21 protein-coding genes are annotated in these 23,787 nt (G+C 71.3%); 10 read left to right on the top strand and 11 right to left on the bottom strand.

The window, feature by feature from the left end:
- Nucleotides 1-22 precede the first annotated feature (22 nt).
- The 4 genes from OG408_RS23230 to OG408_RS23215 are packed head-to-tail and all read right to left on the bottom strand — an operon-like array spanning nucleotide 23 to nucleotide 2,998.
- Nucleotides 23-1,345 (bottom strand): NADH-quinone oxidoreductase subunit D, encoded by a 1,323-nt coding sequence (locus tag OG408_RS23230; RefSeq protein ID WP_326671740.1) that lies wholly within the window; start codon nucleotides 1,343-1,345, stop codon nucleotides 23-25.
- Nucleotides 1,345-2,070, bottom strand: a complete 726-nt coding sequence (locus OG408_RS23225; protein ID WP_285568457.1) for an NADH-quinone oxidoreductase subunit C — start codon at nucleotides 2,068-2,070, stop codon at nucleotides 1,345-1,347. Before OG408_RS23225 ends, OG408_RS23230 begins: the two co-directional genes overlap by 1 nt.
- Complete coding sequence (locus tag OG408_RS23220; RefSeq protein WP_030926341.1) at nucleotides 2,067-2,621, bottom strand: NuoB/complex I 20 kDa subunit family protein; 555 nt, start codon at nucleotides 2,619-2,621, stop codon at nucleotides 2,067-2,069. Before OG408_RS23220 ends, OG408_RS23225 begins: the two co-directional genes overlap by 4 nt.
- 17 nt (nucleotides 2,622-2,638) lie before the next feature.
- A complete protein-coding gene (locus OG408_RS23215) occupies nucleotides 2,639-2,998 on the bottom strand; it encodes an NADH-quinone oxidoreductase subunit A (RefSeq protein ID WP_123460983.1) in 360 nt (119 codons plus the stop codon).
- 816 nt (nucleotides 2,999-3,814) lie between these two features.
- Here OG408_RS23215 and OG408_RS23210 point away from each other — a divergent pair.
- A complete protein-coding gene (locus tag OG408_RS23210; protein WP_266781497.1) occupies nucleotides 3,815-4,651 on the top strand; it encodes a C40 family peptidase in 837 nt (278 codons plus the stop codon).
- Nucleotides 4,652-5,055: 404 nt separating this feature from the next.
- Here the strand turns inward: OG408_RS23210 and OG408_RS23205 are convergent, their stop codons facing one another.
- Nucleotides 5,056-6,339: a geranylgeranyl reductase family protein gene (locus tag OG408_RS23205; RefSeq protein ID WP_266781495.1), complete on the bottom strand. Its 1,284-nt coding sequence runs from the start codon at nucleotides 6,337-6,339 to the stop codon at nucleotides 5,056-5,058.
- A 146-nt stretch (nucleotides 6,340-6,485) separates the two neighbouring features.
- Here OG408_RS23205 and OG408_RS23200 point away from each other — a divergent pair, with 146 nt between their 5' ends.
- Nucleotides 6,486-7,226, top strand: a complete 741-nt coding sequence (locus OG408_RS23200) for a peptidase inhibitor family I36 protein (protein WP_326671735.1) — start codon at nucleotides 6,486-6,488, stop codon at nucleotides 7,224-7,226.
- A 2-nt stretch (nucleotides 7,227-7,228) separates the two neighbouring features.
- Entirely contained in the window at nucleotides 7,229-8,680 is a 1,452-nt protein-coding gene (locus OG408_RS23195) for a phosphodiester glycosidase family protein (RefSeq protein WP_326671733.1), read from the top strand.
- A gap of 6 nt (nucleotides 8,681-8,686) precedes the next feature.
- On the opposite strand, the gene OG408_RS23190 is transcribed toward OG408_RS23195, so the two are convergent.
- Nucleotides 8,687-9,382, bottom strand: a complete 696-nt coding sequence (locus OG408_RS23190; RefSeq protein ID WP_266781489.1) for a demethylmenaquinone methyltransferase — start codon at nucleotides 9,380-9,382, stop codon at nucleotides 8,687-8,689.
- A 150-nt stretch (nucleotides 9,383-9,532) separates the two neighbouring features.
- On the opposite strand from OG408_RS23190, the gene OG408_RS23185 reads away from it, so the two are divergent.
- The 4 genes from OG408_RS23185 (at nucleotide 9,533) to OG408_RS23170 (ending at nucleotide 12,624) form a co-directional block, all read left to right on the top strand.
- Nucleotides 9,533-10,042: a SigE family RNA polymerase sigma factor gene (locus OG408_RS23185; RefSeq protein ID WP_326671731.1), complete on the top strand. Its 510-nt coding sequence runs from the start codon at nucleotides 9,533-9,535 to the stop codon at nucleotides 10,040-10,042.
- Nucleotides 10,043-10,053: 11 nt separating this feature from the next.
- The gene (locus tag OG408_RS23180; RefSeq protein ID WP_326671729.1) at nucleotides 10,054-10,953 is read left to right on the top strand and encodes a hypothetical protein; all 900 of its coding nucleotides are present in this window, start codon (nucleotides 10,054-10,056) and stop codon (nucleotides 10,951-10,953) included.
- Between the two features lie 85 nt (nucleotides 10,954-11,038).
- Entirely contained in the window at nucleotides 11,039-11,830 is a 792-nt protein-coding gene (locus OG408_RS23175; protein WP_442806139.1) for a DUF3152 domain-containing protein, read from the top strand.
- A gap of 98 nt (nucleotides 11,831-11,928) precedes the next feature.
- On the top strand, nucleotides 11,929-12,624 hold the full coding sequence (locus tag OG408_RS23170) for a DUF3152 domain-containing protein (protein WP_326671726.1): 696 nt from the start codon (nucleotides 11,929-11,931) through the stop codon (nucleotides 12,622-12,624).
- A 19-nt stretch (nucleotides 12,625-12,643) separates the two neighbouring features.
- Here the strand turns inward: OG408_RS23170 and OG408_RS23165 are convergent, their stop codons facing one another.
- From OG408_RS23165 to OG408_RS23150, 4 genes are all read right to left on the bottom strand, one after another.
- Nucleotides 12,644-13,300 (bottom strand): amidohydrolase family protein, encoded by a 657-nt coding sequence (locus OG408_RS23165; RefSeq protein ID WP_266781479.1) that lies wholly within the window; start codon nucleotides 13,298-13,300, stop codon nucleotides 12,644-12,646.
- 11 nt (nucleotides 13,301-13,311) lie between these two features.
- Entirely contained in the window at nucleotides 13,312-14,511 is a 1,200-nt protein-coding gene (gene mqnC / locus OG408_RS23160; protein WP_073732770.1) for a cyclic dehypoxanthinyl futalosine synthase, read from the bottom strand.
- A gap of 72 nt (nucleotides 14,512-14,583) precedes the next feature.
- On the bottom strand, nucleotides 14,584-16,314 hold the full coding sequence (locus OG408_RS23155; RefSeq protein WP_326671723.1) for a serine/threonine-protein kinase: 1,731 nt from the start codon (nucleotides 16,312-16,314) through the stop codon (nucleotides 14,584-14,586).
- A 360-nt stretch (nucleotides 16,315-16,674) separates the two neighbouring features.
- Nucleotides 16,675-17,553 (bottom strand): menaquinone biosynthetic enzyme MqnA/MqnD family protein, encoded by an 879-nt coding sequence (locus OG408_RS23150; protein ID WP_266781475.1) that lies wholly within the window; start codon nucleotides 17,551-17,553, stop codon nucleotides 16,675-16,677.
- Nucleotides 17,554-17,906: 353 nt separating this feature from the next.
- On the opposite strand from OG408_RS23150, the gene OG408_RS23145 reads away from it, so the two are divergent.
- Both OG408_RS23145 and OG408_RS23140 read left to right on the top strand, forming a co-directional pair.
- Complete coding sequence (locus tag OG408_RS23145; protein ID WP_003967102.1) at nucleotides 17,907-18,110, top strand: cold-shock protein; 204 nt, start codon at nucleotides 17,907-17,909, stop codon at nucleotides 18,108-18,110.
- A gap of 265 nt (nucleotides 18,111-18,375) precedes the next feature.
- Nucleotides 18,376-19,203 (top strand): MerR family transcriptional regulator, encoded by an 828-nt coding sequence (locus OG408_RS23140; RefSeq protein WP_326671721.1) that lies wholly within the window; start codon nucleotides 18,376-18,378, stop codon nucleotides 19,201-19,203.
- 46 nt (nucleotides 19,204-19,249) lie between these two features.
- On the opposite strand, the gene OG408_RS23135 is transcribed toward OG408_RS23140, so the two are convergent.
- Nucleotides 19,250-20,482, bottom strand: coding sequence for an amidohydrolase family protein (locus OG408_RS23135; protein ID WP_266781471.1), 1,233 nt, complete (start codon nucleotides 20,480-20,482; stop codon nucleotides 19,250-19,252).
- A 233-nt stretch (nucleotides 20,483-20,715) separates the two neighbouring features.
- Between OG408_RS23135 and OG408_RS23130 the strand changes: the two genes are divergently transcribed.
- The gene (locus OG408_RS23130; RefSeq protein ID WP_326671719.1) at nucleotides 20,716-23,682 is read left to right on the top strand and encodes an AfsR/SARP family transcriptional regulator; all 2,967 of its coding nucleotides are present in this window, start codon (nucleotides 20,716-20,718) and stop codon (nucleotides 23,680-23,682) included.
- Nucleotides 23,683-23,787: the final 105 nt, after the last annotated feature.

The raw sequence follows: 23,787 nt of genomic DNA, 5'->3' as shown, positions 1-23,787 counted from the left end.
CTGACTTCGCTACGTGCTTCGGTCACCGGTCGACGCCTCCCATCACGGGGTCGATGGATGCGACGGCGACGATGACGTCGGCGACCTGGCCGCCCTCGCACATCGCCGCCATGGCCTGGAGGTTGGTGAAGGACGGGTCGCGGAAGTGGACCCGGTAGGGGCGGGTGCCGCCGTCCGAGACGACGTGCACGCCGAGTTCGCCCTTGGGCGACTCGACGGCGGTGTACGCCTGCCCGGGCGGGACCCGGAAGCCCTCGGTCACCAGCTTGAAGTGGTGGATCAGGGCCTCCATGGAGGTGCCCATGATCTTCTTGATGTGGTCGAGCGAGTTGCCGAGGCCGTCCGGTCCGAGCGCGAGCTGCGCGGGCCAGGCGATCTTCTTGTCGGCGACCATGACCGGGCCCGGCGCGAGCCGGTCGATGCACTGCTCGATGATCCGCAGCGACTGGCGCATCTCCTCCAGCCGGATGAGGAAGCGGCCGTAGGAGTCGCAGCTGTCCGCCGTGGGGACGTCGAACTCGTAGTTCTCGTACCCGCAGTAGGGGTCGGTCTTGCGCAGGTCGTGCGGGAGCCCGGCGGAGCGCAGGATCGGGCCGGTGGCGCCGAGCGCCATGCAGCCGGTCAGGTCGAGGTAGCCGACGTCCTGCATGCGGGCCTTGAAGATGGGGTTGCCGGTGGCGAGCTTGTCGTACTCCGGCAGGTTCTTCTTCATGGTCTTCACGAACTCGCGCAGCTGGTCGACCGCGCCCGGGGGCAGGTCCTGGGCGAGTCCGCCGGGGCGGACGAACGCGTGGTTCATCCGCAGGCCGGTGATCAGCTCGAAGAGATCGAGAACGAGTTCACGATCGCGGAAGCCGTAGATCATGATTGTGGTGGCGCCGAGCTCCATGCCGCCGGTGGCGATGCACACCAGGTGCGAGGAGATCCGGTTGAGCTCCATCAGCAGCACGCGCAGGACGCTGGCCCGGTCGGGGATCTGGTCCTCGATGCCGAGGAGCTTCTCGACCCCCAGGCAGTACGCCGTCTCGTTGAAGAACGGCGTCAGGTAGTCCATGCGCGTGACGAAGGTGGTGCCCTGGGTCCAGTTCCGGAATTCGAGGTTCTTCTCGATGCCGGTGTGGAGGTAGCCGATGCCGCAGCGGGCCTCGGTGACGGTCTCGCCGTCGATCTCCAGGATCAGCCGGAGCACGCCGTGCGTGGACGGGTGCTGGGGACCCATGTTGACGATGATGCGCTCGTCGTCGGACTTGACCGCCGATTCGACGACCTCGTCCCAGTCGCCGCCGGTGACTGTATATACAGTCCCCTCGGTCGTGGCTCGGGGCGTTGCATGGGGAGTGGTCATCAGGAGTACGACCTCCGCTGGTCCGGAGCCGGGATCTGGGCGCCCTTGTACTCGACGGCGATGCCGCCGAGCGGATAGTCCTTGCGCTGGGGGAAGCCCTGCCAGTCGTCCGGCATCATGATCCGGGTGAGGGCGGGATGCCCGTCGAAGACGAGCCCGAAGAAGTCGTACGCCTCGCGCTCGTGCCAGTCGTTGGTCGGATAGACCGCGACGAGGGACGGGACGTGCCGGTCGCTGTCCGGTGTGGACACCTCCAGCCGGATCAGCCGGCCGTGGGTGATCGAGCGCAGGTGGTAGACGGCGTGCAGCTCGCGTCCCTTGTCACCGGGGAAGTGGACGCCGCTCACCCCCGTACAGAGCTCGAAGCGCAGCGCGGGGTCGTCGCGCAGGGTGCGGGCCACGGCCGGCAGGTGCTCGCGGGCGATGTGGAAGGTGAGCTCGTCGCGGTCGACGACCGTCTTCTCGATGACGTTCCCGGGGAGCAGGTCCTGCTCCTCCAGGGCCCCTTCGAGCTCGTCGGCCACCTCGTCGAACCAGCCGCCGTACGGCCGGGCGGTGGCGCCCGGCAGCGCGACGGTGCGGACGAGACCGCCGTAGCCGGAGGTGTCGCCGCCGTTGTCGGCGCCGAACATCCCCTTGCGTACGCCGATGACCTCGCCGTGCTCGTCGCGCGGGGCGGGAACGCCGTTGGCGCTCTGCTCGGCGCCGTTGTCGTGCTCGCTCATCGCAGCAGCCCCTTCATCTCGATCAGGGGCAGTGCCTTGAGCGCCGCGTCCTCCGCCTCGCGGGCGGCCTCCTCCGCGTTGACCCCGAGCTTGGAGCCCTGGATCTTCTGGTGGAGCTTGAGGATCGCGTCCATCAGCATCTCGGGCCGCGGCGGGCAGCCCGGCAAATAGATATCAACCGGGACAATATGATCAACACCCTGAACAATGGCGTAATTATTGAACATTCCGCCCGATGACGCGCAAACCCCCATGGAGATGACCCACTTGGGGTTCGGCATCTGGTCGTAGACCTGCCGCAGGACGGGCGCCATCTTCTGGCTGACCCGCCCTGCCACGATCATCAGGTCCGCCTGCCGCGGCGATCCGCGGAAGACCTCCATGCCGAACCGGGCCAGGTCGTAGCGCCCGGCCCCCGTCGTCATCATCTCGATGGCGCAGCAGGCGAGGCCGAAGGTGGCCGGGAAGACGGAGGACTTCCGTACCCAGCCGGCGGCCTGCTCGACAGTGGTCAGCACGAAGCCGCTGGGCAGCTTCTCTTCGAGTCCCATATGTGCCCCTCAGCCCCTCAGTCCCATTCCAGGCCGCCGCGACGCCACACATACGCGTAGGCGACGAAGACGGTGAGCACGAAGAGCAGCATCTCGACGAGCCCGAAGATCCCCAGGGCGTCGAAAGTGACCGCCCAGGGATAGAGGAAGACGATCTCGATGTCGAAGACGATGAAGAGCATCGCCGTCAGGTAGTACTTGATGGGAAAGCGGCCGCCTCCGGCTGGAGTGGGGGTGGGTTCGATACCGCACTCGTACGCTTCGAGCTTGGCCCGGTTGTACCGCTTGGGGCCGATTAGCGTGGCGCTGACCACGGAGAAGATCGCAAACCCTGCCCCGAGGGCGCCGAGCACGAGGATGGGCGCGTAGGCATTCACGCTCCTCGCTCCTTCCAGTCGTCCTTGACCGTTGGACCGCATCGGGCGACCTGGCTCGCCACCTCACCAAGATCGTGCACATGTGAGGCAGTTCACAAGCCCGACTGCCCCGCATCCTATGCCTGCCGTCCTGTGATCTGCGACACGGGGTACGACAACGTCTTTGTGATCTCCACCACCTGACGAACGATCATGAAGTCGGATGAGCGGTGATCTTCGTACACGAAGCGGCCGAGTGATCACGAGACGTGACATCTGGTGCCGTTACCGCTGGTCAAAGAGGTGTCGCCCTATCAAGCGGACGCACACTCCGCCAAATTGGCGATGGACGCGATGGGGTGATAAAGGGATCTGCCCCACTCTGGGAAGACCGGGGGTCACTCGCGCGGGGTCCGGTACGGAACGAAGTGGACACACCGCGACATCCGCCCCCTTACGGGCGAATGGGCAGCCGCGGCCCGCCAGTTCCCCGGGACCGGGACACCCCTCCCCGAAGCCGGCTTCACGCCGACGGGGCGTTCCGCGCGCGAGGCGCTCGTATGCCCGTCACGCGGAGACCATGCTGTGACCTGCGTCACTCCACCAGGTCGCCCACAGAAGCGGGCTTGGCCATCGGTGTGAACGGATGGTAAGTGACGGGCAATTCGGGCGTATTGCCGAAAGCCCGTGATCACAGCCGTGATCAGCCATGCCCGTTTTGACCGTTACGGCGTCAATAAAGGCCTCCGGAAAGCGGATTCACAGATTCCGGACGTAACTGTGTCGCAACACACGTTTCTTGATGGGACCCCTGAGGCCCTGATAGCGCTAGTACCCATGTCCCACACCGCTCTCATACCCAGCCACCGGAAGCCCCGCCGAAACGCCTCGAAGACGGCGCTGCGGGCCGGAGTTGCCGGTGGCGTCCTCAGCACCATCGCGGTCGCTGGCGCTGCCGGGCCGGCCCAGGCCGAGCCGGTGACCCAGACGATCGAGATGCCGACCATCACGGCCGGGCTCTCCACCACCGTCGCGGCATCCGCCGAGGCCACCCAGCAGGTCGCCCTGGACCTGGAGACGCAGGCCAGCGAGGACGCCGCGGCCACGACCGCCGCCAAGGCCGCCAAGAAGGCCAAGGCCGAGGCCGTCCGCAAGGCAGAGGCCAAGAAGAAGGCCGAAGCGGCCGCCAAGGCCAAGGCGGAGGCCGCCGAGCGCGCCTCCCGCAGCGCCGCGCGCACGACGCTCAGCACCACCTCCGGCTCCTCCTCCTCGGGTTCCTCGTCGTCGTCCGCCTCGACGCCGGTCTCCTCCTCCGCCACGGGCTCCGCAGCGGCCGTCGTCTCCTTCGTGCAGATGCAGGTCGGCGACGCGTACGTGTCCGGCGGCACCGGCCCCAACTCGTGGGACTGCTCCGGCCTCGTCCAGGCCGCGTTCCGCTCGGTGGGCGTCGACCTGCCGCGCGTCTCGCAGAGCCAGTCGACCGCGGGCACCCAGGTCTCCCTGAGCAACCTCCAGCCGGGCGACATCCTGTACTGGGGCGGCGCCGGCAGCGCGTACCACGTCGGCGTCTACGTCGGCGGCGGCCAGTTCGTCGGGGCACAGAACTCCTCCACCGGTGTGGTGCAGAAGTCCCTGGACTACGACCCGCCGTCGGGCGCGGTCCGCGTCCTCTGAGTTCACGGATTCACAAGCGCCTCGGCGCACTTCGAAGGGCCGTCGCTCCCCCGCTCGGGAGCGGCGGCCCTTCGCCGTGACCGGCGAGAACGCGACCTGCCCCCGGTGGCGGCCGTCGACGTCGCGAACCTGCCGGACTCCGTGCACCGGAGCTTGTGAACTGGGGCCCGTAGGGGCGGACAGCCCGCCCCACCGAGCACAGGACGGCCCCGCCGGGGTCGCGGGGTGGCCGGGAGCTTCCTCGGCGGCACCCTGGTCGCACACCGCCCGCGCCCGGCGTTCGGGGCGGCCGCCGCGACGATCGCCACCGCGACGGCCCTGCTGCCCGTCCTGGGCCGCGGCGGGGCGGGCGCCTGCGTCCTGCTCGCGGTCCGGGGGCTCGTGGTTCCGCTCCCCGACACCCGTCAGGAGCGCGGAGCCACCTTCGTCAGCCCGTTGATGATGCGGTCCATCGCGTCGCCGCCCGTCGGGTCGGTGAGGTTGGCGAGCATCTTCAGGGTGAACTTCATCAGCAGCGGGTGCGTCAGGCCGCGCTGGGTGGCGACCTTCATGACCTTCGGGTTGCCGATCAGCTTCACGAAGGCGCGGCCCATCGTGTAGTAGCCGCCGTAGGTCTCCTTGAGCACCTTCGGGTAGTTGTTCAGGGCCAGTTCGCGCTGGGCCGGGGTGGCGCGGGCGTGGGCCTGGACGATGACGTCCGCGGCGATCTGGCCCGACTCCATGGCGTACGCGATGCCCTCGCCGTTGAACGGGTTGACCATGCCGCCCGCGTCACCGACGAGCAGCAGGCCCTTGGTGTAGTGCGGCTGCCGGTTGAACGCCATCGGGAGGGCGGCGCCGCGGATCGGCATCGTCATGTTCTCGGGGGTGTAGCCCCAGTCCTCCGGCATCGAGGCGCACCACGCCTTGAGGACCTCGCGCCAGTCCAGCTCCTTGAAGGCGGAGGAGGAGTTGAGGATGCCGAGGCCGACGTTGGAGGTGCCGTCGCCCATGCCGAAGATCCAGCCGTAGCCGGGCAGCAGCCGGTCCTCGGCGCCGCGCCGGTCCCAGAGTTCGAGCCAGGACTCCAGGTAGTCGTCGTCGTGGCGGGGCGAGGTGAAGTACGTACGGACCGCGACACCCATCGGCCGGTCCTCGCGGCGGTGCAGTCCCATCGCCAGCGAGAGCCGGGTGGAGTTGCCGTCGGCGGCGACGACGAGCGGGGCGTGGAAGGTGACCGGGGTCTTCTCCTCGCCGAGCTTCGCGTGCACGCCGGTGATCCGCCCGGTGCGCTCGTCCGTGATCGGGGCGCCGACGTTGCAGCGCTCGTACAGCCGCGCGCCGCCCTTCTGCGCCTGGCGGGCCAGCTGTTCGTCGAAGTCGTCGCGCTTGCGGACCAGTCCGTAGTCCGGGTACGAGGCGAGGTCCGGCCAGTCGAGCTGGAGCCGGACGCCGCCGCCGATGATGCGCAGGCCCTTGTTGCGCAGCCAGCCGGCCTCTTCGGAGATGTCGATGCCCATGGAGACGAGCTGCTTGGTGGCGCGCGGCGTGAGGCCGTCGCCGCAGACCTTCTCGCGAGGGAAGGCGGTCTTCTCCAGGAGGAGGACGTCGAGTCCGGCCTTGGCGAGGTAGTACGCGGTCGTGGAGCCGGCGGGACCCGCCCCGACGACGATCACGTCCGCGCTGTGCTCGGAGAGGGGCTCGGTCACGGCGGGGTCTCCCGAAAACTCGACGACATTGCGTATGCGGGCAGTCTATGGGGGACATCCGGAGCCGGCAGGGCGGGTGGGCCGCGGCCGGAACCGGTCCGCACATCGGTCCCCTCACGTGGCCGATCCCGGTGCGATCATCATCCGTGACCATCAAGAAGATCATCACTTGGCGCGGCTCCCTCGTCGCCGCCGCGCTCGCCCTGCTCTGCTCGGCCTTCCTCGTCCTGCCCGCGAGCGCCGAGGCCTTCGACGACTGCCCGGCCGGACAGCTCTGCCTGTACAGCGCGTCGGGCGGCGCCGGCACGAAGCGGACCTTCGCCCCGCAGGACGACGGACAGCGCTACGACGCCTCCTGGGACGACACGACGCTCTCCGCGAAGAACAACACCGCCTACTGGGCCTGCGTGTACGTGGACACCGAGTTCGGCGGGCTGCTCCAGACGATCAGGCCCGGGAACTCCGACGAGTACGGCAGCGACCCGCGCTTCGCCGCAACGATCAGCTCCCACAAGCTGGTTCCGTCCCGGGCGCACTGCTTCACCGGCTACGAGCGCTGCCCCGACAACCGCGTCTGCACCTTCACCGAGCCGGCGGGCCGCGGCGCCATGACGGTCCACATCCCCTCGACCGATCCGTCGACGAAGAACTACGGCAACGCGTACGGCGCCGGGACGGCGCCCGCGTCCGTCTGGAACCGCACCCGACGTCATGTCTGCTTCTACCCGGCCGAGACGTTCAGCGGCACCTGGACCGACCCGGCCGCTCCGGCCGGCAAGTACGGCGCCTACGTCGTGCTGCGGGGCGACAGCACCACCGTCCCGCCGCCCTTCGCCAAGACCTTCCGCTCCCACGAACTCGTCAACGGAACCTCGGAGTGCCAGTAATCATGACCGGATCCCTCACCCGCACCTGGGTGGCCGTGACCGCGGCGCTGAGCACCCTCGCCCTCACCGCCCCCGCAGCGCCCGCCGCGGACCCGGCGCCGAGCCCGCTGGCCGCCGGCTGGACCCAGGAGACCCCGAGGACACTCGCTCCCGGCGTCACCGGGATCCGCTACACGGAGCGCGTCCCCGACAACCGCGTCCGAGGCCGCGTCCTGAACATCGTGGAGATCGACCCGGCCGCCTCCGCGCTCACCCTGGAGAGCATCGTCGGCGCGGGGGACGGACTGACCGAGACGGTCGCCGATCAGCTCGCCGGCGTCTCGTCGGTCGCCGCCCGCCGTCCGTACGCGGGTGTCAACGGCGGCCTGTTCAAGTCCGAGCCCAAGCACCCCGATCACGTCCTGCCGGCCGGTGCCGAAGGCACCACCCTGATGCACATGGGCGTCTCGGTCACCGACGGCGTCCTGCACAGTTCCAGTTGCTGGACGAACGGCGACGGCAGCAACGGGGCGGTCATCCAGTACGGCATCCCGTACATCACCAGGCTCCGTACGGACCTGCGGCTGACCGCCGCCGGCGCGACCGTACGGATCGACGACGTCAACCGGGATCCCGGCCGCAGCCGGGGCTGCGCCCGCGACGCCGAGGACGTGGCCGTGGCCGGCCAGCCGGGGCTGTACACCGACCCGGACGAGATCATCCTGTTCACGGACGACTACGCGTACCCGGTCCCCAAGCCGGGCATCGACCGGAACATCACCGCGGACGACGACCCCGGCTTCGAAGTCGTCATCGACGCACACGGCGTCGTCACCGATGCCCGGGAGCGCCGGGGCGGCCGGACCGCGGCCGAGCAGGTCCACGTCCCGGACGGGGGCCGCATCCTGCAGGGAGTCGGCACCGGGGCGCAGTGGCTGCGCACCCACCTCACCCGCGACGACCGCCCGGCGGTCGGCCTGGAACTCCACGACATGACACTCGACCGGGACATACCCCTGGACGGCTCGGTCGACGTCGTGAGCTCCTTCCACCAGCTGCTCCGCGTCGGCACGGTCCCCGCCGAACTCCCCGACTCGTGCAGCGGCCGCGAGACCGGGGCCGACGGCACGACCCTGATCTGCACGGACTCCCGCACGGCGCTCGGCACCGATATCAAGGGCCGCCCCGTGCTCATCACCCTCACCGGACAGCCGCAGACCGATCCCTCGGTCACCCACGAGGACGGCGACTCCCTCCAGGCCTTCGCCCGGCTGCTCGACTCGCCGGAGCTGGCGCTGGTCGACGTCCTCAACCTCGACGGCGGCGGATCCACGACGCTCATGACGGGTACGGAGGTGCAGACACCGCCGACGGACGCGGGCAAGGATCCGGACGGACCGGAGTACGTCCACCGGCGGGTGGCCGACTCCGTGTACACCGGGGTCGGCGGCTACGGCATGTACGCGAAGCAGTAGCCCGCGTCAGACCGCCTTGGTGCCGCGGTGCAGGGCGACGATGCCGCCGGTGAGGTTGCGCCAGGCGACCTGCGACCAGCCGGCCCGCTGGAGCTTCGCAGCGAGGCCGGCCTGGTCGGGCCAGGCGCGGATCGACTCGGCGAGGTAGACGTACGCGTCGGGGTTGGACGACACCGCGCGCGCGACCGGCGGCAGCGCCCGCATCAGGTACTCGGTGTAGACGGTCCGGAACGGTGCCAGGACCGGCTGGGAGAACTCGCAGATGACCACCCGGCCGCCCGGCTTCGTCACCCGGTACAGCTCACGCAGCGCCGCGTCCGTGTCCTGGACGTTGCGCAGCCCGAAGGAGATGGTGACGGCGTCGAACGTCTCGTCGCGGAACGGCAGCTTCGTGGCGTCGCCCGCGGTGAACGGGAGCCAGGAGTTGCGCTTCTTGCCCTCGCGCAGCATCCCGATGGAGAAGTCGCACGGCACGACGTACGCGCCGGTCGCGGCGAACGGCAGCGAGGACGTCGCCGTCCCGGCGGCCAGGTCGAGGACCTTCTCGGCGGGGCGGGCGTGCACCGCCTTGGCGACCTCCTTGCGCCACAGCCGGGCCTGGCCGAGCGAGAGCACGTCGTTGGTGAGGTCGTAGTTCGCCGCCACGTCGTCGAACATCGAGGCGACTTCGTGCGGCTGCTTGTCCAGGGAGGCTCGGGTCACCCACCCATTCAAGCAGCCCGGCCGGACGGCACCGGGGCGGGCCCGCCGTCCCGGGATGCGGGAAGGAGTTCCGATCCGGCTTCAACCTTTCGTGCCTGCCGGCACTCAGTAACAGGCGTGGTGACCACGACAGACCGCAGAGGAGGCCGCATGACAGCCGGACGCAGCCCGGACGCCGCCGGCTTCGAGGAATTCGCCCGCGCGAGCCAGCGCCGGCTGTACCGCACCGCTTATCTGCTGTGCGGGGACGCCGACGCCGCCCGGGACCTGACCCAGACCACGCTGGCGAAGCTCTTCCAGCACTGGGGCCGGGCGAGCGCCGCGGACCATCCGGACGCCTACGCCCGCACGGTGCTGACCCGTACCTACATCGCCGAGCGCCGCCGCCGGCTGCGCGACTTCCGTGCCCACACCCCGATAGCCGCGCACCCGCCCGCGGTCGGCCCGGAGCTCACGGTGACGCTGCTGACCGCGCTCGCCGAACTGCCGCCCCGCGCCCGGGCGATGGTCGTCCTGCGGTACTGGGAGGACCTGAGCGTGGAGACGGTCGCGGAGCTGCTGCGGTGCAGCCCGTCCACCGTGAAGAGCCAGTGCTCACGCTCACTCGCCACCCTGCGCACCCTCCTGGGCGACGCACACCTCTACACCACCCGAAGCTGAGGAGACCCGTCGTGGACGTTACCGACCGCTCCGGCCACCGGCCGGACCCCGATGCCGAGGCCGTGCTGATCAGGGCTGCGATGGAACAGGCCGCCGAGGGCGCACCGCCGCTGCCCGACCTGGTGCCGGTCGCCCTGGTCCAGGGCCGTCGGCGCCGCACCCGCGCCCGTGCGGCCGTCGGGGCCGGGGTGACAGGTGCGGTGGCACTGGGAGTGTTCGGCGCGGTGCTGGCGACGTGGGTCCCGGAGGGGCGTACGCAGCCGGCACAGACCTGGTCCTCCGCCGCCTCGCAGACCACGACCGCCGCCCCGTCGCCGGTCCCGTCCGCCCGGCCCGTACCCGCGCCCGTGCACATCGAGCCGAGCGACGGCGAGACGCCGATGGCCGCCCTGCCCGCGGCCGAACGGGCCCGGCAGGAGGCGTTCCAGCAGAAGGTCGCGGTGCTGCTCGACGAACTGCTCCACGAGCAGCTCGGCACCGTCCGCCCGGTCGACCTGGCGGTCAACCGCTACCAGGGCGGATCGGACGGCAACACCTTCCCGGTCGTCGTCTCGGTGCGCCCCAGGGGCGGTCCGGGCGCCGTTCCCGCCGATCCGGCGTGCCGCAGCATCCCTTCGAAGGGCCTCGAGTGCCGGATGGTCGTGCTGCCGGGCGGCATCAGGGCCCGCGCCATCACCGCGGAGGGCAACTGGGACGGCTCGCGGACGATCACCGGCGTCGATCTCAAGCTCGCCTACGGGACCAGCACCGTCCGGCTTTCGGTCGACGGTGACGGCTCCTCGATGGTGTCGTCACCGGTCACCGTGGACCAACTCGTCTCCGTCGCGAGCGACTCCAGGTTCCTGGAGCTCGTGAAGTACGCGGACGGACATCCGATGGAAGACAAGGAGCACTCCGTACGTGGCGGCTGAGACAGGACGGCACCCCGCACCGCGGCGAGGCCGGGGAGTCCGGCGGCGCACCCGGCGGGAGCGGCGGCGCCGCGGCCGGATACGCGTGCTCGCCGCCGTCACCGTCACGGCGGCGCTGATCGGGATCGCCGTGGTCGCCGCACCCCGGTGGGCCGGCGGGGACGACCGGCCGGCCGCGGCGGCCGCGCCGGAACCGTCGGACACGCCACGGACCTCACGGCCGGACAACGCGGCGTCCGCCCCGGCCGCGGAACCCACGAAGAGCGCCACGCCACCACCCCCTTCCCCCTCCCCCACGGACTCCGCCCGCGACCCCGTCGTCCCCGCGTCCGGCCCCGGCACGTTCGCCGTCGCCCGCGCGGGCGTCTCCCCGGGCGGCGGGAACGCCTACCGGGTCGAGGTCGAGGACGGTTCCGGCGTCGACCCGGACGAGGCGGCCGGCCGGGTCGCCGGCATCCTGGCCGCGCCGCGCGGCTGGGCGCACGGCGGGGCGCACTCCTTCCACCAGGTCGCGGACGCTCGGGCCGGACTGGTGATCCGCATCGCCACCGCGGCGACCACCGACCGGGTGTGCGGGGCGATGGGCCTCGACACGCACGGAGAGGTCAACTGCCGGGTGGGCGAGGTGGTGATGGTGAACCTGAAGCGCTGGCAGACGGGTTCGCCCGAGTTCCACGGGCCGCTCGCCGACTACCGCGCCCTGATCGTCAACCACGAGGTCGGACACTGGCTCGGCCACGGCCACGAGACCTGCCCCGGCAAGGGACGCCCCGCCCCCGCCATGATGCAGCAGATCTACGGACTCAAGGGCTGCGTCTCCAACGCCTGGCCCTACGCCGCCGACGGCACCTACCTCGGCGGCCCCACCGTCCCGTGATCCATATGTGTGTGGACTGAACCAATCGGCTCCGGCGGCGGTCCTTATAGCGGGGAAACGCCAACCGCAGGGGATGCGGAGGCCGGGGAGGGGCGCGGATGTCCGCAGGGAGTGTGGGCCGGGGAGTGCGGCGCGAGCGCGGCCGGAACCGGCTGTGGGTGAAGGCCGTCGTGCCGGTGGTGCTGGTCACGGCGGCGGCCGTGGCGGTCCGGTGGAACGGCGGGCACGAGCCGAGCTCGTCGTCCGCCGCCGCCACCTTCACCGTGGCCCGCGCGGGTGTCTCGGAGTCCGGCGGCGGTGACGCCTACCGGGTCGAGGTGGAGAAGGGCTCGGGACTGGACCCGGACGCGGCGGCCGCCGAGGTCGCCCGCATCCTGGCCGCCCCGCGCGGCTGGGCGCACCACGGCGAGCACTCCTTCCGCCAGGTCGCCGAGGGGCCGGCCGGGCTGGTCATCCGGATCGCCACCCCGGAGACCACGGACCGCATCTGCGGGAAGGGCGGGCTCGACACGCACGGCGAGGTCAACTGCCGGGTCGGGACCGACGTCATGGTCAACCTCAAGCGCTGGCGGACGGGTTCGCCCGAGTTCCACGGACCGCTCGCCGACTACCGCGCCCTGATCGTCAACCACGAGGTCGGGCACTGGCTCGGCCACGGCCACGAGACCTGCCCCGGCAAGGGACGCCCCGCCCCCGCCATGATGCAGCAGATCTACGGACTCAAGGGCTGCGTCTCCAACGCCTGGCCCTACGCCGCCGACGGCACCTACCTCGGCGGCCCCACCGTCCCGTAGACGCTCCCCGGGACAGCCCTCAGCGGCCCCGGTACACCAGGCGTCCGCCCGCGACCGTGGCCACGCAGCTCGCCCCGCCCGCCTCCGCCAGCGCGGCCTCGTCCGGTGCGTCGAAGGCGGCGAGGTCCGCCCGGCCCCCGACGGTGAGGGGTGACGCCATCGCGTCGGCCACCGCACTCACCCCGGCCAGCGGGTCGAGCCGCGGCCCGTCGCCGGCGGGGCTCCCGGTGCCCGGCGCGGGGCCGAGGACCAGCAGGCCGGATCGGCGCACGGCGGTGAGCAACGCGGGCGCGGTGGCGGGCGGAACGGTCACCGCGGTCGTGCCGTGCCGGAGCATCCGGTGCAGCCCGCGCCGGACGCTGCCCGCCCGCCAGGTGTCGTCCGGTCCGAGCGCGTCGAGCGCCGCACCGGTCAGCGGCTCCGTGCCCAGGGTGTCCGCCTCGCGCGGATCGGGGAAGTACGACTCCTCCAGCAGCCGGACGGCGTCCCGCTGCACCAGGCCCGGGGTCAGGACGCCCGGCCAGCGCCGGACCCGGGCGGCGGGGTGGGCCGCGGCGAGTCCGGCGTACGGGCCGAAGGCGGCGATCACCGCGTCCCGGACGGCCACCGCCCCGCCGGGCACGGGCGCACGACCGCCGCCCGGCAGGAGCAGGGCGGCGGTGTGGATCGTCAGCAAGGCGACGGACCCTAGTTGGCGTTGAGGAGCTTGAGCTCGGGGTGGGCCGTGCCGCCCTCGATCGCGGTGGACGAGATGTGCGAGACGACGCGCTCGTCGACCGGGTCGTTCGCCGGGTCGTCGTGGACGACGAGGTGCTCGTACGTGGTGGCGCGCTGGGCCGGCACCCGGTCCGCCTTGCGGATCAGGTCGATGATCTCCAGCCGGTTGGAGCGGTGCTTGGCACCGGCGGAGGAGACGACGTTCTCCTCCAGCATGATCGAGCCGAGGTCGTCGGCGCCGTAGTGCAGCGACAGCTGGCCGACCTCCTTGCCGGTGGTGAGCCAGGAGCCCTGGATGTGGGCGACGTTGTCCAGGAACAGCCGGGCGATGGCGATGATCCGCAGGTACTCGAAGAGGGTGGCCTGCGTCTGGCCCTTCAGCTTGTTGTTCTCCGGCTGGTACGTGTACGGGATGAAGGCGCGGAAGCCCCCGGTGCGGTCCTGCACGTCGCGGATCATGCTCAGGTGCTCGATGCGCTCGGCGTTGGTCTCGCCGGTGCCCATCAGCATGGTGGAGGTCGACTCGACGCCGAGGCCGTGGGCGATCTCCATGATCTCCAGCCAGCGCTCGCCGGACTCCTTGAGCGGGGCGATCGCGGTGCGCGGCCGGGCCGGCAGCAGTTCGGCGCCGGCGCCCGCGAAGGAGTCGAGCCCGGCGGCGTGGATGCGGCTGATGGCCTCCTCGGCGGAGACCTTCGAGATCCGGGCCATGTGCTCGATCTCGGAGGCGCCGAGCGAGTGGATGACCAGCTGCGGGAACGCCTTCTTGATCGCGGAGAAGTGCTCCTCGTAGTACTCGACGCCGTAGTCCGGGTGGTGCCCGCCCTGGAACATGATCTGCGTGCCGCCGAGCTCGACCGTCTCCGCGCAGCGGCGCAGGATGTCGTCGAGATCGCGGGACCAGCCCTTGGCGGTGTCCTTCGGCGCGGCGTAGAACGCGCAGAACTTGCACGCCGTCACACACACGTTGGTGTAGTTGATGTTGCGCTCGATGATGTACGTCGCGATGTGCTCCGTACCGGCGTAGCGGCGCCGGCGCACGGCGTCCGCGGCCGCGCCCAGTGCGTGCAGGGGCGCCGACCGGTAGAGGTCGAGGGCCTCCGCCGGAGTGATCCGGCCGCCTTCGGCGGCTCGGTCGAGGATGGGCTGGAGGTCGGCCTTCTCGGTCACCGGGCTGTCACCTTTCGGCGGTTTTTCAACGGATCTACGGACCGCTTCAGCGTACGCCAGCGCCGGTACGGGTCAGCGGCCGGACCGGGTCAGCGTGCCGTAGGGAAGTCCGGCGCCCCGCTCGTCGGACCGGAACCGCAGCGTGCCGTCGGCCGCGCGGGTGAAGTGGAGGTCGGCGGGCGTGGTCGTGCACAGCCCCGCCGTGCCCGGGTGTTCGGGATCGGCGCGCTCCCGGAGCGTCAGCTCCTTCTCCGTGGCGGAGGTGAGGGTGGCGATGCTGTGGCAGCTGACATCCACGCCGAGTCCGGTGACCGTCGTCGTCATACGGGCGACCCCGGCGCCCTTCTTCCCCTTCACGAGCACCGCGGTGAGCGTGCCGTGCGGCGCTCCGGTCGTCTTCTCGGTGAGCGGCCCCCGCCACGTCCCGACGAAGGCGTCCGGGACCGCGGTGAGCGGGTCCGCCGGCCCGGTCGCGGAGCGCGTCGGCGCGGGGGGCTCCGCGGCGGACGGGCCGGAGGAGGTGGCGGACGGGGTCGCACCGGTATCGCTGGGACCGGCGTGGTCGGCGCCGCGCCCGCCCGGCATCAGGTCGAAGAGGAAGGCGCTGCCCACGGTCACCGCGGCGAGCGCACCGGCCACCGCGAGGGCGACGGTGCAGCTGAGTCTGCGCCCCCGGTGCTCGCCGGGCCGCGCGTCCGCGTTCAATGTGACGGCGAACCGGGGATCGGGGGTGCGCTGCCCCGGCACCCCGCCGGTCCCGGTGGTGGGGTGGCGCGGCGGCGGGGTCGGCCCGGACGCCTGGGGCGGTTCGACGGGCGGGCCGAAGACACCGAGCGGGCCGTTCGCCCCGGTCGTCCCGAACGACGCGCTGGTGAACGGCACCGGTCCCGACTGCACCGGGGCCTCCTGCGGTTCCAGGTCCAGCAGCGCGACCGCCGAGCGGCTGACCTCGCGCACCAGCGGACCGGGCAGCCAGCCCGCCGCGACCGAGGCCGCCGCACCGCCGGGCGCCAGCTGCCGGGCGAGCTCCGCCGGGGTGGGCCGGACGGCCGGGTCCTTCGCGAGGCAGGAGGCGATGACGTCGCGCAGTCCGCCCTCCAGTTCACCCAGTTCGGGTTCCTCGTGGACCACCTTGTAGAGGAGTACGGCGGAGGAGTCGCCGAGGAAGGGGGCGGCGCCGGTCGCCGCGTAGGCGAGCACCGCGCCCAGCGAGAAGATGTCGGCCGCGCCCGAGATGTCCAGGCCGCGGATCTGCTCCGGTGCCATGTAGCCGGGCGAGCCGACCGAGACGCCGGTGGAGGTGAGCGAGGCCGTGGCGTCGATGGCCCGGGCGATACCGAAGTCGATGAGCCGGGGGCCGTCGAGGGCGAGCAGCACGTTGGACGGCTTCACGTCCCGGTGGATCAGGCCCTGGCCGTGGACCGCGGCCAGCGCCTCGGCGAGCCCGGCACCCAGCGTGCGTACCGCCTGTTCGGGCAGCGGCCCGTACTCGGTGACGGCTTCCGAGAGCGGCGGCCCGGCGACGTAACCGTGGGCCACCCACGGAACGGGGGCGTCCGGGTCCGCGTCCAGGACGGGGGCCGTCCACTGCGCGCCGATCCGCCGCGCCGCGTCCACCTCGCGCCGGAAGCGGGCGCGGAACTGCTCGTCGAGCGCGAAGTGCGGGTGGACGACCTTGACCGCGACGGTCCGGCCGCCCGCGCTGCGCCCCAGATAGACGCGCCCCATGCCGCCGGCGCCGAGCCGGCCGAGCAGCCGGTAGGCACCGATGCTCAGCGGTTCGCCGGCTTCGAGCGGCTGCATATACGGACTCCCCTTGTGGACCGGCCGGACCTCCGACCGAAGCCTAGGGGCGAAGGTCATCGGGTCACAGGGGAAACCATCCGCCGATTTCGCCCCCAAGGGAACGAACGGCGTCATTCACCGCAACAAAAGGCGTGAATGTGCCGTTCCGCGGGGCGATTGCGGAAGGGCCCGGGGAGGCACACCCCCGGGCCCTTCCGTCAATCGGCCATTCAACGCGAATTCACCCGAATCGATATCCGCACATCCGCCCGAGCCTTCCCCTCGGGGAAGGGCGGGAACGGCGGAACGGAAAGGCCGGGCATTCCGGCCCGGCCCGCACCGCCGGCATCCGCCGTAGCGGAATGTCCGGCGAAGCCCTCAGCCGCCGAGGAGTTCGACGTTCACATCCGCCGGGAAGCCCGTGGTCGGGCCGGTCCGGCGCGCGAACTCCGTGACACCGGCCAGTTGCGCGGGCCCGAAGCGGAAGTCGAGGGTCGTGAAGTAGCGCTCCAGGACCTCGGCATCGAAGGCCTCCCAGCGCGCCGCCTGCTCCGCGACCTTGGTGACCTCTTCCAGGGACACGTCCCGCGAGGCCAGGAACGCCTCGTGGACCTTGCGGACCGCGTCGGGCTCTGCGGCCAGGTAGTCCTTGCGGGCGGCCCAGACGGCGAAGACGAACGGCAGTCCCGTCCACTCCTTCCACATCGCGCCCAGGTCGTGGACCTGGAGCCCGAGCCGTGGGGCGTCGTGCAGGTTGGCGCGGAGCGCGGCGTCACCGATGAGGACGGCGGCGTCCGCCTCCTGCATCATCACGCCGAGGTCCGGCGGGCACGTGTAGTAGTCGGGGGTGACGCCGTACCGCTCGGCGAGCAGCAGCTGCGCCAGCCGTACGGAGGTGCGGGAGGTCGAACCCAGCGCCACCCGGGCCCGGTCCAGGTCCTCCAGCGGCCGCTGCGACACGATCACGCACGACATGACGGGCCCGTCGCAGCCGACCGCGATGTCGGGGAAGGCGACCAGGTCGTCGGCGTTGCGCAGGTACTCCACGAGGGTGACGGGGCCGATGTCCAGATCGCCCCTGATCAGCTGCTCGCTGAGCTTCTCCGGGGTGTCCTTCGAGAGCTCCAGGTCGAGCAGGGTTCCGGTCCGTGCGAGCCCCCAGTAGAGGGGCAGGCAGTTGAGGAACTGGATGTGGCCGACGCGCGGCCGGCTGCGACGGTCGTCGCCTGCGACGGTTGAGACGGTTGAATTGTCCACATCGCGAGGCTAGACCCGTGACCGGCCGGCGCCCTCACCGGGGGCGCGCGGCGCGGCGCGCTCCCTCTTCCGGGGTGCCCGGCAATGGCCGCGGGAGAGGTGTCCGGAGAGGCCTCCGAGCCACCCGGAAGGGCCTCTCGGTCCGCTCATCCGCACGTCAATCAAACATCCGGGTCAAGTGATCTTTCCCTCTACCCTTCGGCGCAGGCTGCGTGCTAGGCTCAACGCCAAGTTGCAGTTTGGTTTCCCTTGCAGTACAGAGCCTGCGGAGCATGTAACCCGCAGGCTTTTGTAGTTTTCAGACTTCTTTGCAGGTTCTGGAGCAGGGCAACCCTTTGGCCCAAGGAGGGCTTATGGCTACCGGAACCGTCAAGTGGTTCAACGCTGAAAAGGGCTTCGGCTTCATCGCCCAGGACGGCGGCGGCCCGGATGTCTTCGTCCACTACTCCGCGATCAACGCGTCCGGGTTCCGCTCCCTCGAGGAGAACCAGGTCGTGAACTTCGACGTCACTCAGGGACCCAAGGGTCCGCAGGCTGAGAACGTCACCCCGGCCTAGTTGCCCGGGTCGGCCGATCGCGGCCGGTAATGCAGTACCCAAGGAGCCCCGCTCCTCCGCCTCGGCGGAGAAGCGGGGCTCCTGCCTGTGCCCCTCCCGCCGAACGCGTCCGGGTCGCCTGCCCGTATCCGGGCTCTCAGGGAATGCTCCACGTCAGTTGCCGTCCGCGGCGGGCGAGGAGTTCCCATGACGCGCGTCACACCCGGACCGGGGGGTTGCGATGCTTGACCTTGACACCGTGTGAGGCCGTGCACTGGGAGACATCATGTTCACCATCGGAGACTTCGCCCGGTACGGGCGGGTGTCGGCCCGGATGCTGCGTCACTACGACGCGGTGGGGCTGCTGCACCCCGACCGTACCGACCCCTCGACCGGCTACCGGCACTACGGTGCCGCCCAGCTCGCCCGGCTCAACCGGATCATCGCCCTCAAGGACCTCGGCTTCACGCTCCAGCAGGTGCGGGCCGTCCTCGACGACGAGGTGGGTTCCGAGGAGCTGCGCGGGATGCTGCGGCTGCGGCGTTCGGAGCTGGAGGCGGCGATGGCCGCGGCGGCTGCGCGGCTGGCCCAGGTCGAGGCGAGACTCCGGTCGATCGAGAGCGAGGGACACATGTCCGTGGACGATGTCGTGATCAAGAGCGTTCCCGCGGTACGGGTCGCGGAACTGACCGAGGTGGCCGCCGGTTTCGCGCCGGAGGACATCACACCGGTGATCGGCCCGCTGTACGAGCGGCTGTTCCCGCTGCTGGGCGAGGCCGGGGTCGTGCCGACGGGCCCGGGGATCGCCCGCTACGAGGACGTGCCGGAGGGCGGCGGGGCGGTCGTCGTGCACGCGGGGGTGACGGTCGCGACCCCGGCCGGGCCGCTGGGTGACACCGGTGTGACGGTGGTCGAGCTGCCCGCGTTCGAGGCGGCGACGATCGTCCACCGCGGCTGCATGGACGGCGTCCTGTCGACGGTGCAGACGCTGGCCCGGTGGATCGACGCCGGCGGCTACCGCTCGGCGGGGTATGCGCACGAGGTCAGCCTGGAGTGCCCCGAGGACCGGGACGCATGGGTGACGGAACTCCAGGAGCCGGTCACCCGGGCCTGACCGGGTGAGGGGGGTGAGGGGCCGGCCGCCCCCTCACCCCCCTCTCTCACACCGCCGTGCCGGGCCCCGCCCAGAGCCCGTCGTCGGTCAGCCCGAGCAGGTCGATCGCGTTGCGGCGCACGATGCGGTCCACGACATCGGCGTCCAGGTGCCCCATCTGCGCCTCGCCGACCTCGCGGGACTTGGGCCAGGTCGAGTCGGAGTGCGGGTAGTCCGTCTCGTACAGGACGTTCCCCACCCCGATGGCGTCCAGGTTCTTCAGCCCGAAGGCGTCGTCGAAGAAGCAGCCGTAGACGTGCTCGGTGAAGAGCTCCGACGGCGGCCGGTGGACCTTGTCGGCCACTCCGCCCCAGGCCCGGTTCTCCTCCCAGACGACGTCGGCACGCTCCAGGATGTACGGGATCCAGCCGATCTGGCCCTCCGCGTACATGATCCGCAGGTTCGGGAAGCGTTCGAACTTGCCGCTCATCAGCCAGTCGACCATCGAGAAACAGCAGTTGGCGAAGGTGATGGTGGAGCCGACGGCCGGCGGGGCGTCGGCCGAGGTGGACGGCATCTTCGAGGACGAGCCGATGTGCATGGCGATCACCGTCCCCGTCTCGTCGCAGGCGCGGAGGAACGGGTCCCACTCGTCCGTGTGGATGGACGGCAGCCCGAGGTGCGGGGGTATCTCGGAGAACGCCACGGCACGCACCCCGCGTGCGGCGTTGCGCCGGACCTCGTCGGCGGCGAGCTGTGCGTCCCAGAGCGGGACCAGGGTGAGCGGGATGAGCCGGCCGTGCGCGTCGGGCCCGCACCACTCCTCGACCATCCAGTCGTTGTACGCGCGCACCCCGAGCAGCCCGAGTTCGCGGTCCTTGGCCTCGGTGAAGGTCTGGCCGCAGAAGCGGGGGAAGGTCGGGAAACACAGCGCGGACTGGACGTGGTTGACGTCCATGTCGGCCAGCCGCTCGGGCACCGAGAACGAACCGGGCCGCATCTGCTCGTAGGTGATGACCTCCAGCCTGATCTCGTCGCGGTCGTAGCCGACGGCGGTGTCGAGCCGGGTCAGCGGGCGGTGCAGGTCCTCGTACACCCACCAGTCGCCGATCGGGCCGTCGTCGCCCTTCGCACCCATCACGGGCGCGAACTTGCCGCCCATGAAGGTCATTTCCTTGAGCGGCGCCCGGACGATGCGCGGTCCTGAGTCCGCGTACTTGGACGGGAGCCGGTCCCGCCAGACATGAGCGGGCTCCACCGTGTGGTCGTCCACCGAGATGATCTTCGGGAAGGTCTCCATGCGTCCCACGGTAGCGCCGATCTGACGAACCGTCAGCTATCTGGACGGGGCCCCGTTCCACAATCGTTGTCGAGGGCTTGTGCAGAGAGTCACCCACTGCTGACGCGCGCCCCGTTCACAAGGCAGACTGTTGACGGCGATACCAACGGTATGGAGCAATCCGGATGGCCTCGAAGGAATCCGGACATGTGCCATCGTGCCGGGCAGCGCACAGAGCAGGACAGGAGACAGCAATGGGCCGTGCCGACGGACCACGGGTACGCGTTCCGGAGCAGCGCGTCCCGGAGCAGAGGTCGGTGGAGGAAGCCGGACTTCGTTTCTCCCTCCTCGGTCCGGTACGGGCCGGGCGGGGCGACGAGACGCTGCCGTGCGGCTCGCCGCAGCAGCGCGCCCTGCTGACGGCCCTGCTCCTGAGAGGCGGCCGCACAGCCACGGCCGCCGAACTCATCGACGCCATCTGGGGCGAGGACCCGCCCTCCCAGGCACTGGCCGCGGTACGCACCTACGCCTCGCGCCTGCGCAAGACCCTGGGCCCGCTGACCCTGGCGAGCGACTCCGGCGGATACGCGATGCGGATCGGGCCCGGGGCGCTCGACCTGACCGTGGCCCAGGACCGGGCAGCCGACGCGGAGAAGGCCAGGGCGTCGGGCGACCGCTGCGGGGCCAGGGCGCTGCTGAACGAGGCACTCGCCCTCTGGGACGGCGAGGCGCTGGCCTCCGTCCCCGGGCCGTACGCGGAGTACCAGCGGACCCGGCTGGAGGAGTGGCGGCTCCAGCTCACCGAGACCCGTCTCGATCTGGACCTGGAGGTCGGCTGCCACGCGGAGGCGGTCTCCGAACTGACCGCGCTCACCGCCGCGCACCCGCTGCGCGAACGGCTGCGCGAGCTCCTGATGGTGGCCCTGTACCGCAGCGGCCGCCAGGCGGAGGCCCTCGCCGTCTACGCCGACACCCGGCGGCTGCTCGCCGAGGAACTCGGCGTCGACCCGCGCCCCGAACTCGCCGCGCTCCAGCAGCGCATCCTGCGGGCCGACGAGGAGCTGGCCCGCCCGGCCGACGAACCCACGCCGGCCGCCGCACCGCTCCGCCCCGCGCAGCTCCCGGCCACGGTCTCCGACTTCACGGGCCGCAACTCCTTCGTCCGCGAACTGGGCGACCGCCTCGCCACCGCGGAGGGCTCGGTCATGGCCGTCTCCGCCCTCGCGGGCATCGGCGGCGTCGGCAAGACGACCCTCGCCGTGCACGTCGCCCACCAGGCCCGCCCGCACTTCCCGGACGGCCAGCTCTACGTCGACCTCCAGGGCGCGGGCGCCCGCGCCGCCGAGCCGGAGACGGTCCTCGGCGCGTTCCTGCGCGCGCTGGGCACGGCGGACTCGGCCATCCCCGACTCCCTGGACGAACGCGCCGCGCTCTACCGCTCCACGCTCGACGGCCGCCGCATCCTGGTCCTCCTGGACAACGCCCACGACGCGGCCCAGATCCGCCCGCTGCTCCCCGGCACGGCCGGCTGCGCGGCGCTGGTCACCAGCCGGGTCCGGATGGTCGACCTGGCGGGCGCGCACCTGGTCGACCTGGACGTGATGTCGCCCGAGGAGGCGCTCCAGCTCTTCACCCGGATCGTGGGCGAGGAGCGCATCAACTCCGAACGCGAGGCGGCGCTCGACGTCGTCGCCGCGTGCGGCTTCCTCCCGCTGGCCATCCGCATCGCGGCCTCCCGGCTGGCGGCCCGCCGCACCTGGACGGTCTCGGTCCTGGCCGCGAAGCTCGCGGACGAGCGCCGCCGGCTGGACGAGCTCCAGGCGGGCGACCTCGCGGTGAAGGCCACCTTCGAACTCGGCTACGGCCAGCTGGAACCGGCCCAGGCCCGCGCCTTCCGTCTGCTGGGCCTCGCGGACGGCCCGGACATCTCCCTGGCGGCTGCGGCGGCGCTGCTGAACCTGGAGGCGCACACGGCGGAGGACCTCCTGGAGGCCCTGGTCGACACGTCCCTCCTGGAGTCGGCGGCCCCGGGCCGCTACCGCTACCACGACCTGGTCCGCCTCTACGCGCGTTCGTGCGCTGACCGGGACGAACAGCCGCCGGAGGAGAAGGAACTGGCGCTGTCGCGGCTGCTGGACTTCTATCTGGCGACGGCCGCGGGGGTCTACGCACTGGAGCGGCCGGGGGAGCGGGTCCTCGATCACTTCTCGTCCACGTCCTACCCGGGCCTTGCCTTCCGGGTCCGCGAGACCGCCCTGGACTGGCTGTTCACGGAGTCCAGCGGACTGCTCGCCTGCGCCCGCCAGTCGGCCGCCATCGGCATGCCGCGGCGCGCATCGGACCTGCTGATGGCGGTGGTCGACCTCGGTGAGTCGGGCGCGAACTCGCATCAGTTCGCCACGGCCGCGACGGCCGTGGCCGAGGCCGCCGAGGCCGCGGGCGAGGCGCAGGCCGAGGCCAGGGCCCGCACCATGCTGTCCCACGTCCACAGCGTCTCGGGCCGGTTCACCGAGGCGGAGGCCGAAGCGATGAGGGCCCTGGGGCTCGGCGAACTGGCCGGCGACCCGGTCTCGCTGGGGCAGGCCCCCAACCAGCGCGGGATCATCGCGCTCTACGAGAACCGCCACGAGGACGCGGAGTCGCATCTCACGCAGGCCATGACGGCCTTCCGCGCCGACGGCAACAAGCCCGGCGAGGCATCGGCGCTCTGCAACCTCTCGCGTGTGCACCTCGCGACGGACCGGACCCCGAGCGCCGTCCAGCTGGCACAGCGGGGCGTCGCGATCTACGAGGACGACACCACCGGTCTCGCGCTCCGGCTCGCGAACGGGAAGTACGCGCTCGGGCTCGCCCTCATCGGCAGCAGGCAGACCTCCCGGGCCCAGAACGTCCTGCTGGAGGCCCTGCACATCTTCCGCGAGAGCCGCCAGCGGCTGTGGCACGGGATGACGCTCTTCCGGCTGGCCGAGCTGCACATGGCCGAACAGCAGGCGGCTCAGGCGGCGGCCCACGCCGAGCAGGCGCTGGCCGTGCTCCGTGGCATCGGCGGGGACTGGCGCAGGGCCAACGTGCTGACGGTGCTCGGTCAGGCACTGGCGGCCATCGGGCAGACGGACCGTGCGCAGGTCTGCTGGAACGAGGCGCTGACGATCTTCGATACGCTCGGCTCCCCGGAGGCCGAATCGGTCCGTGCACTCGTCAACCCGACGGCCGTGGCCTGACCTTGCCGGGCGTTCATCAATCGTTTATCGCGGCACGCCACTCTCTACTCATCGATCCGCCGCGTCGGGGGGCAGACGGATCGGCGTGCGGCCTCACCACTAAGG

This window comes from Streptomyces sp. NBC_01257 (assembly GCF_035917255.1).
GTDB lineage: Bacteria > Actinomycetota > Actinomycetes > Streptomycetales > Streptomycetaceae > Streptomyces.
The sequence above is the reverse complement of the archived record's forward strand: the minus strand, read 5'-3'. Positions and strand labels throughout refer to the sequence as shown.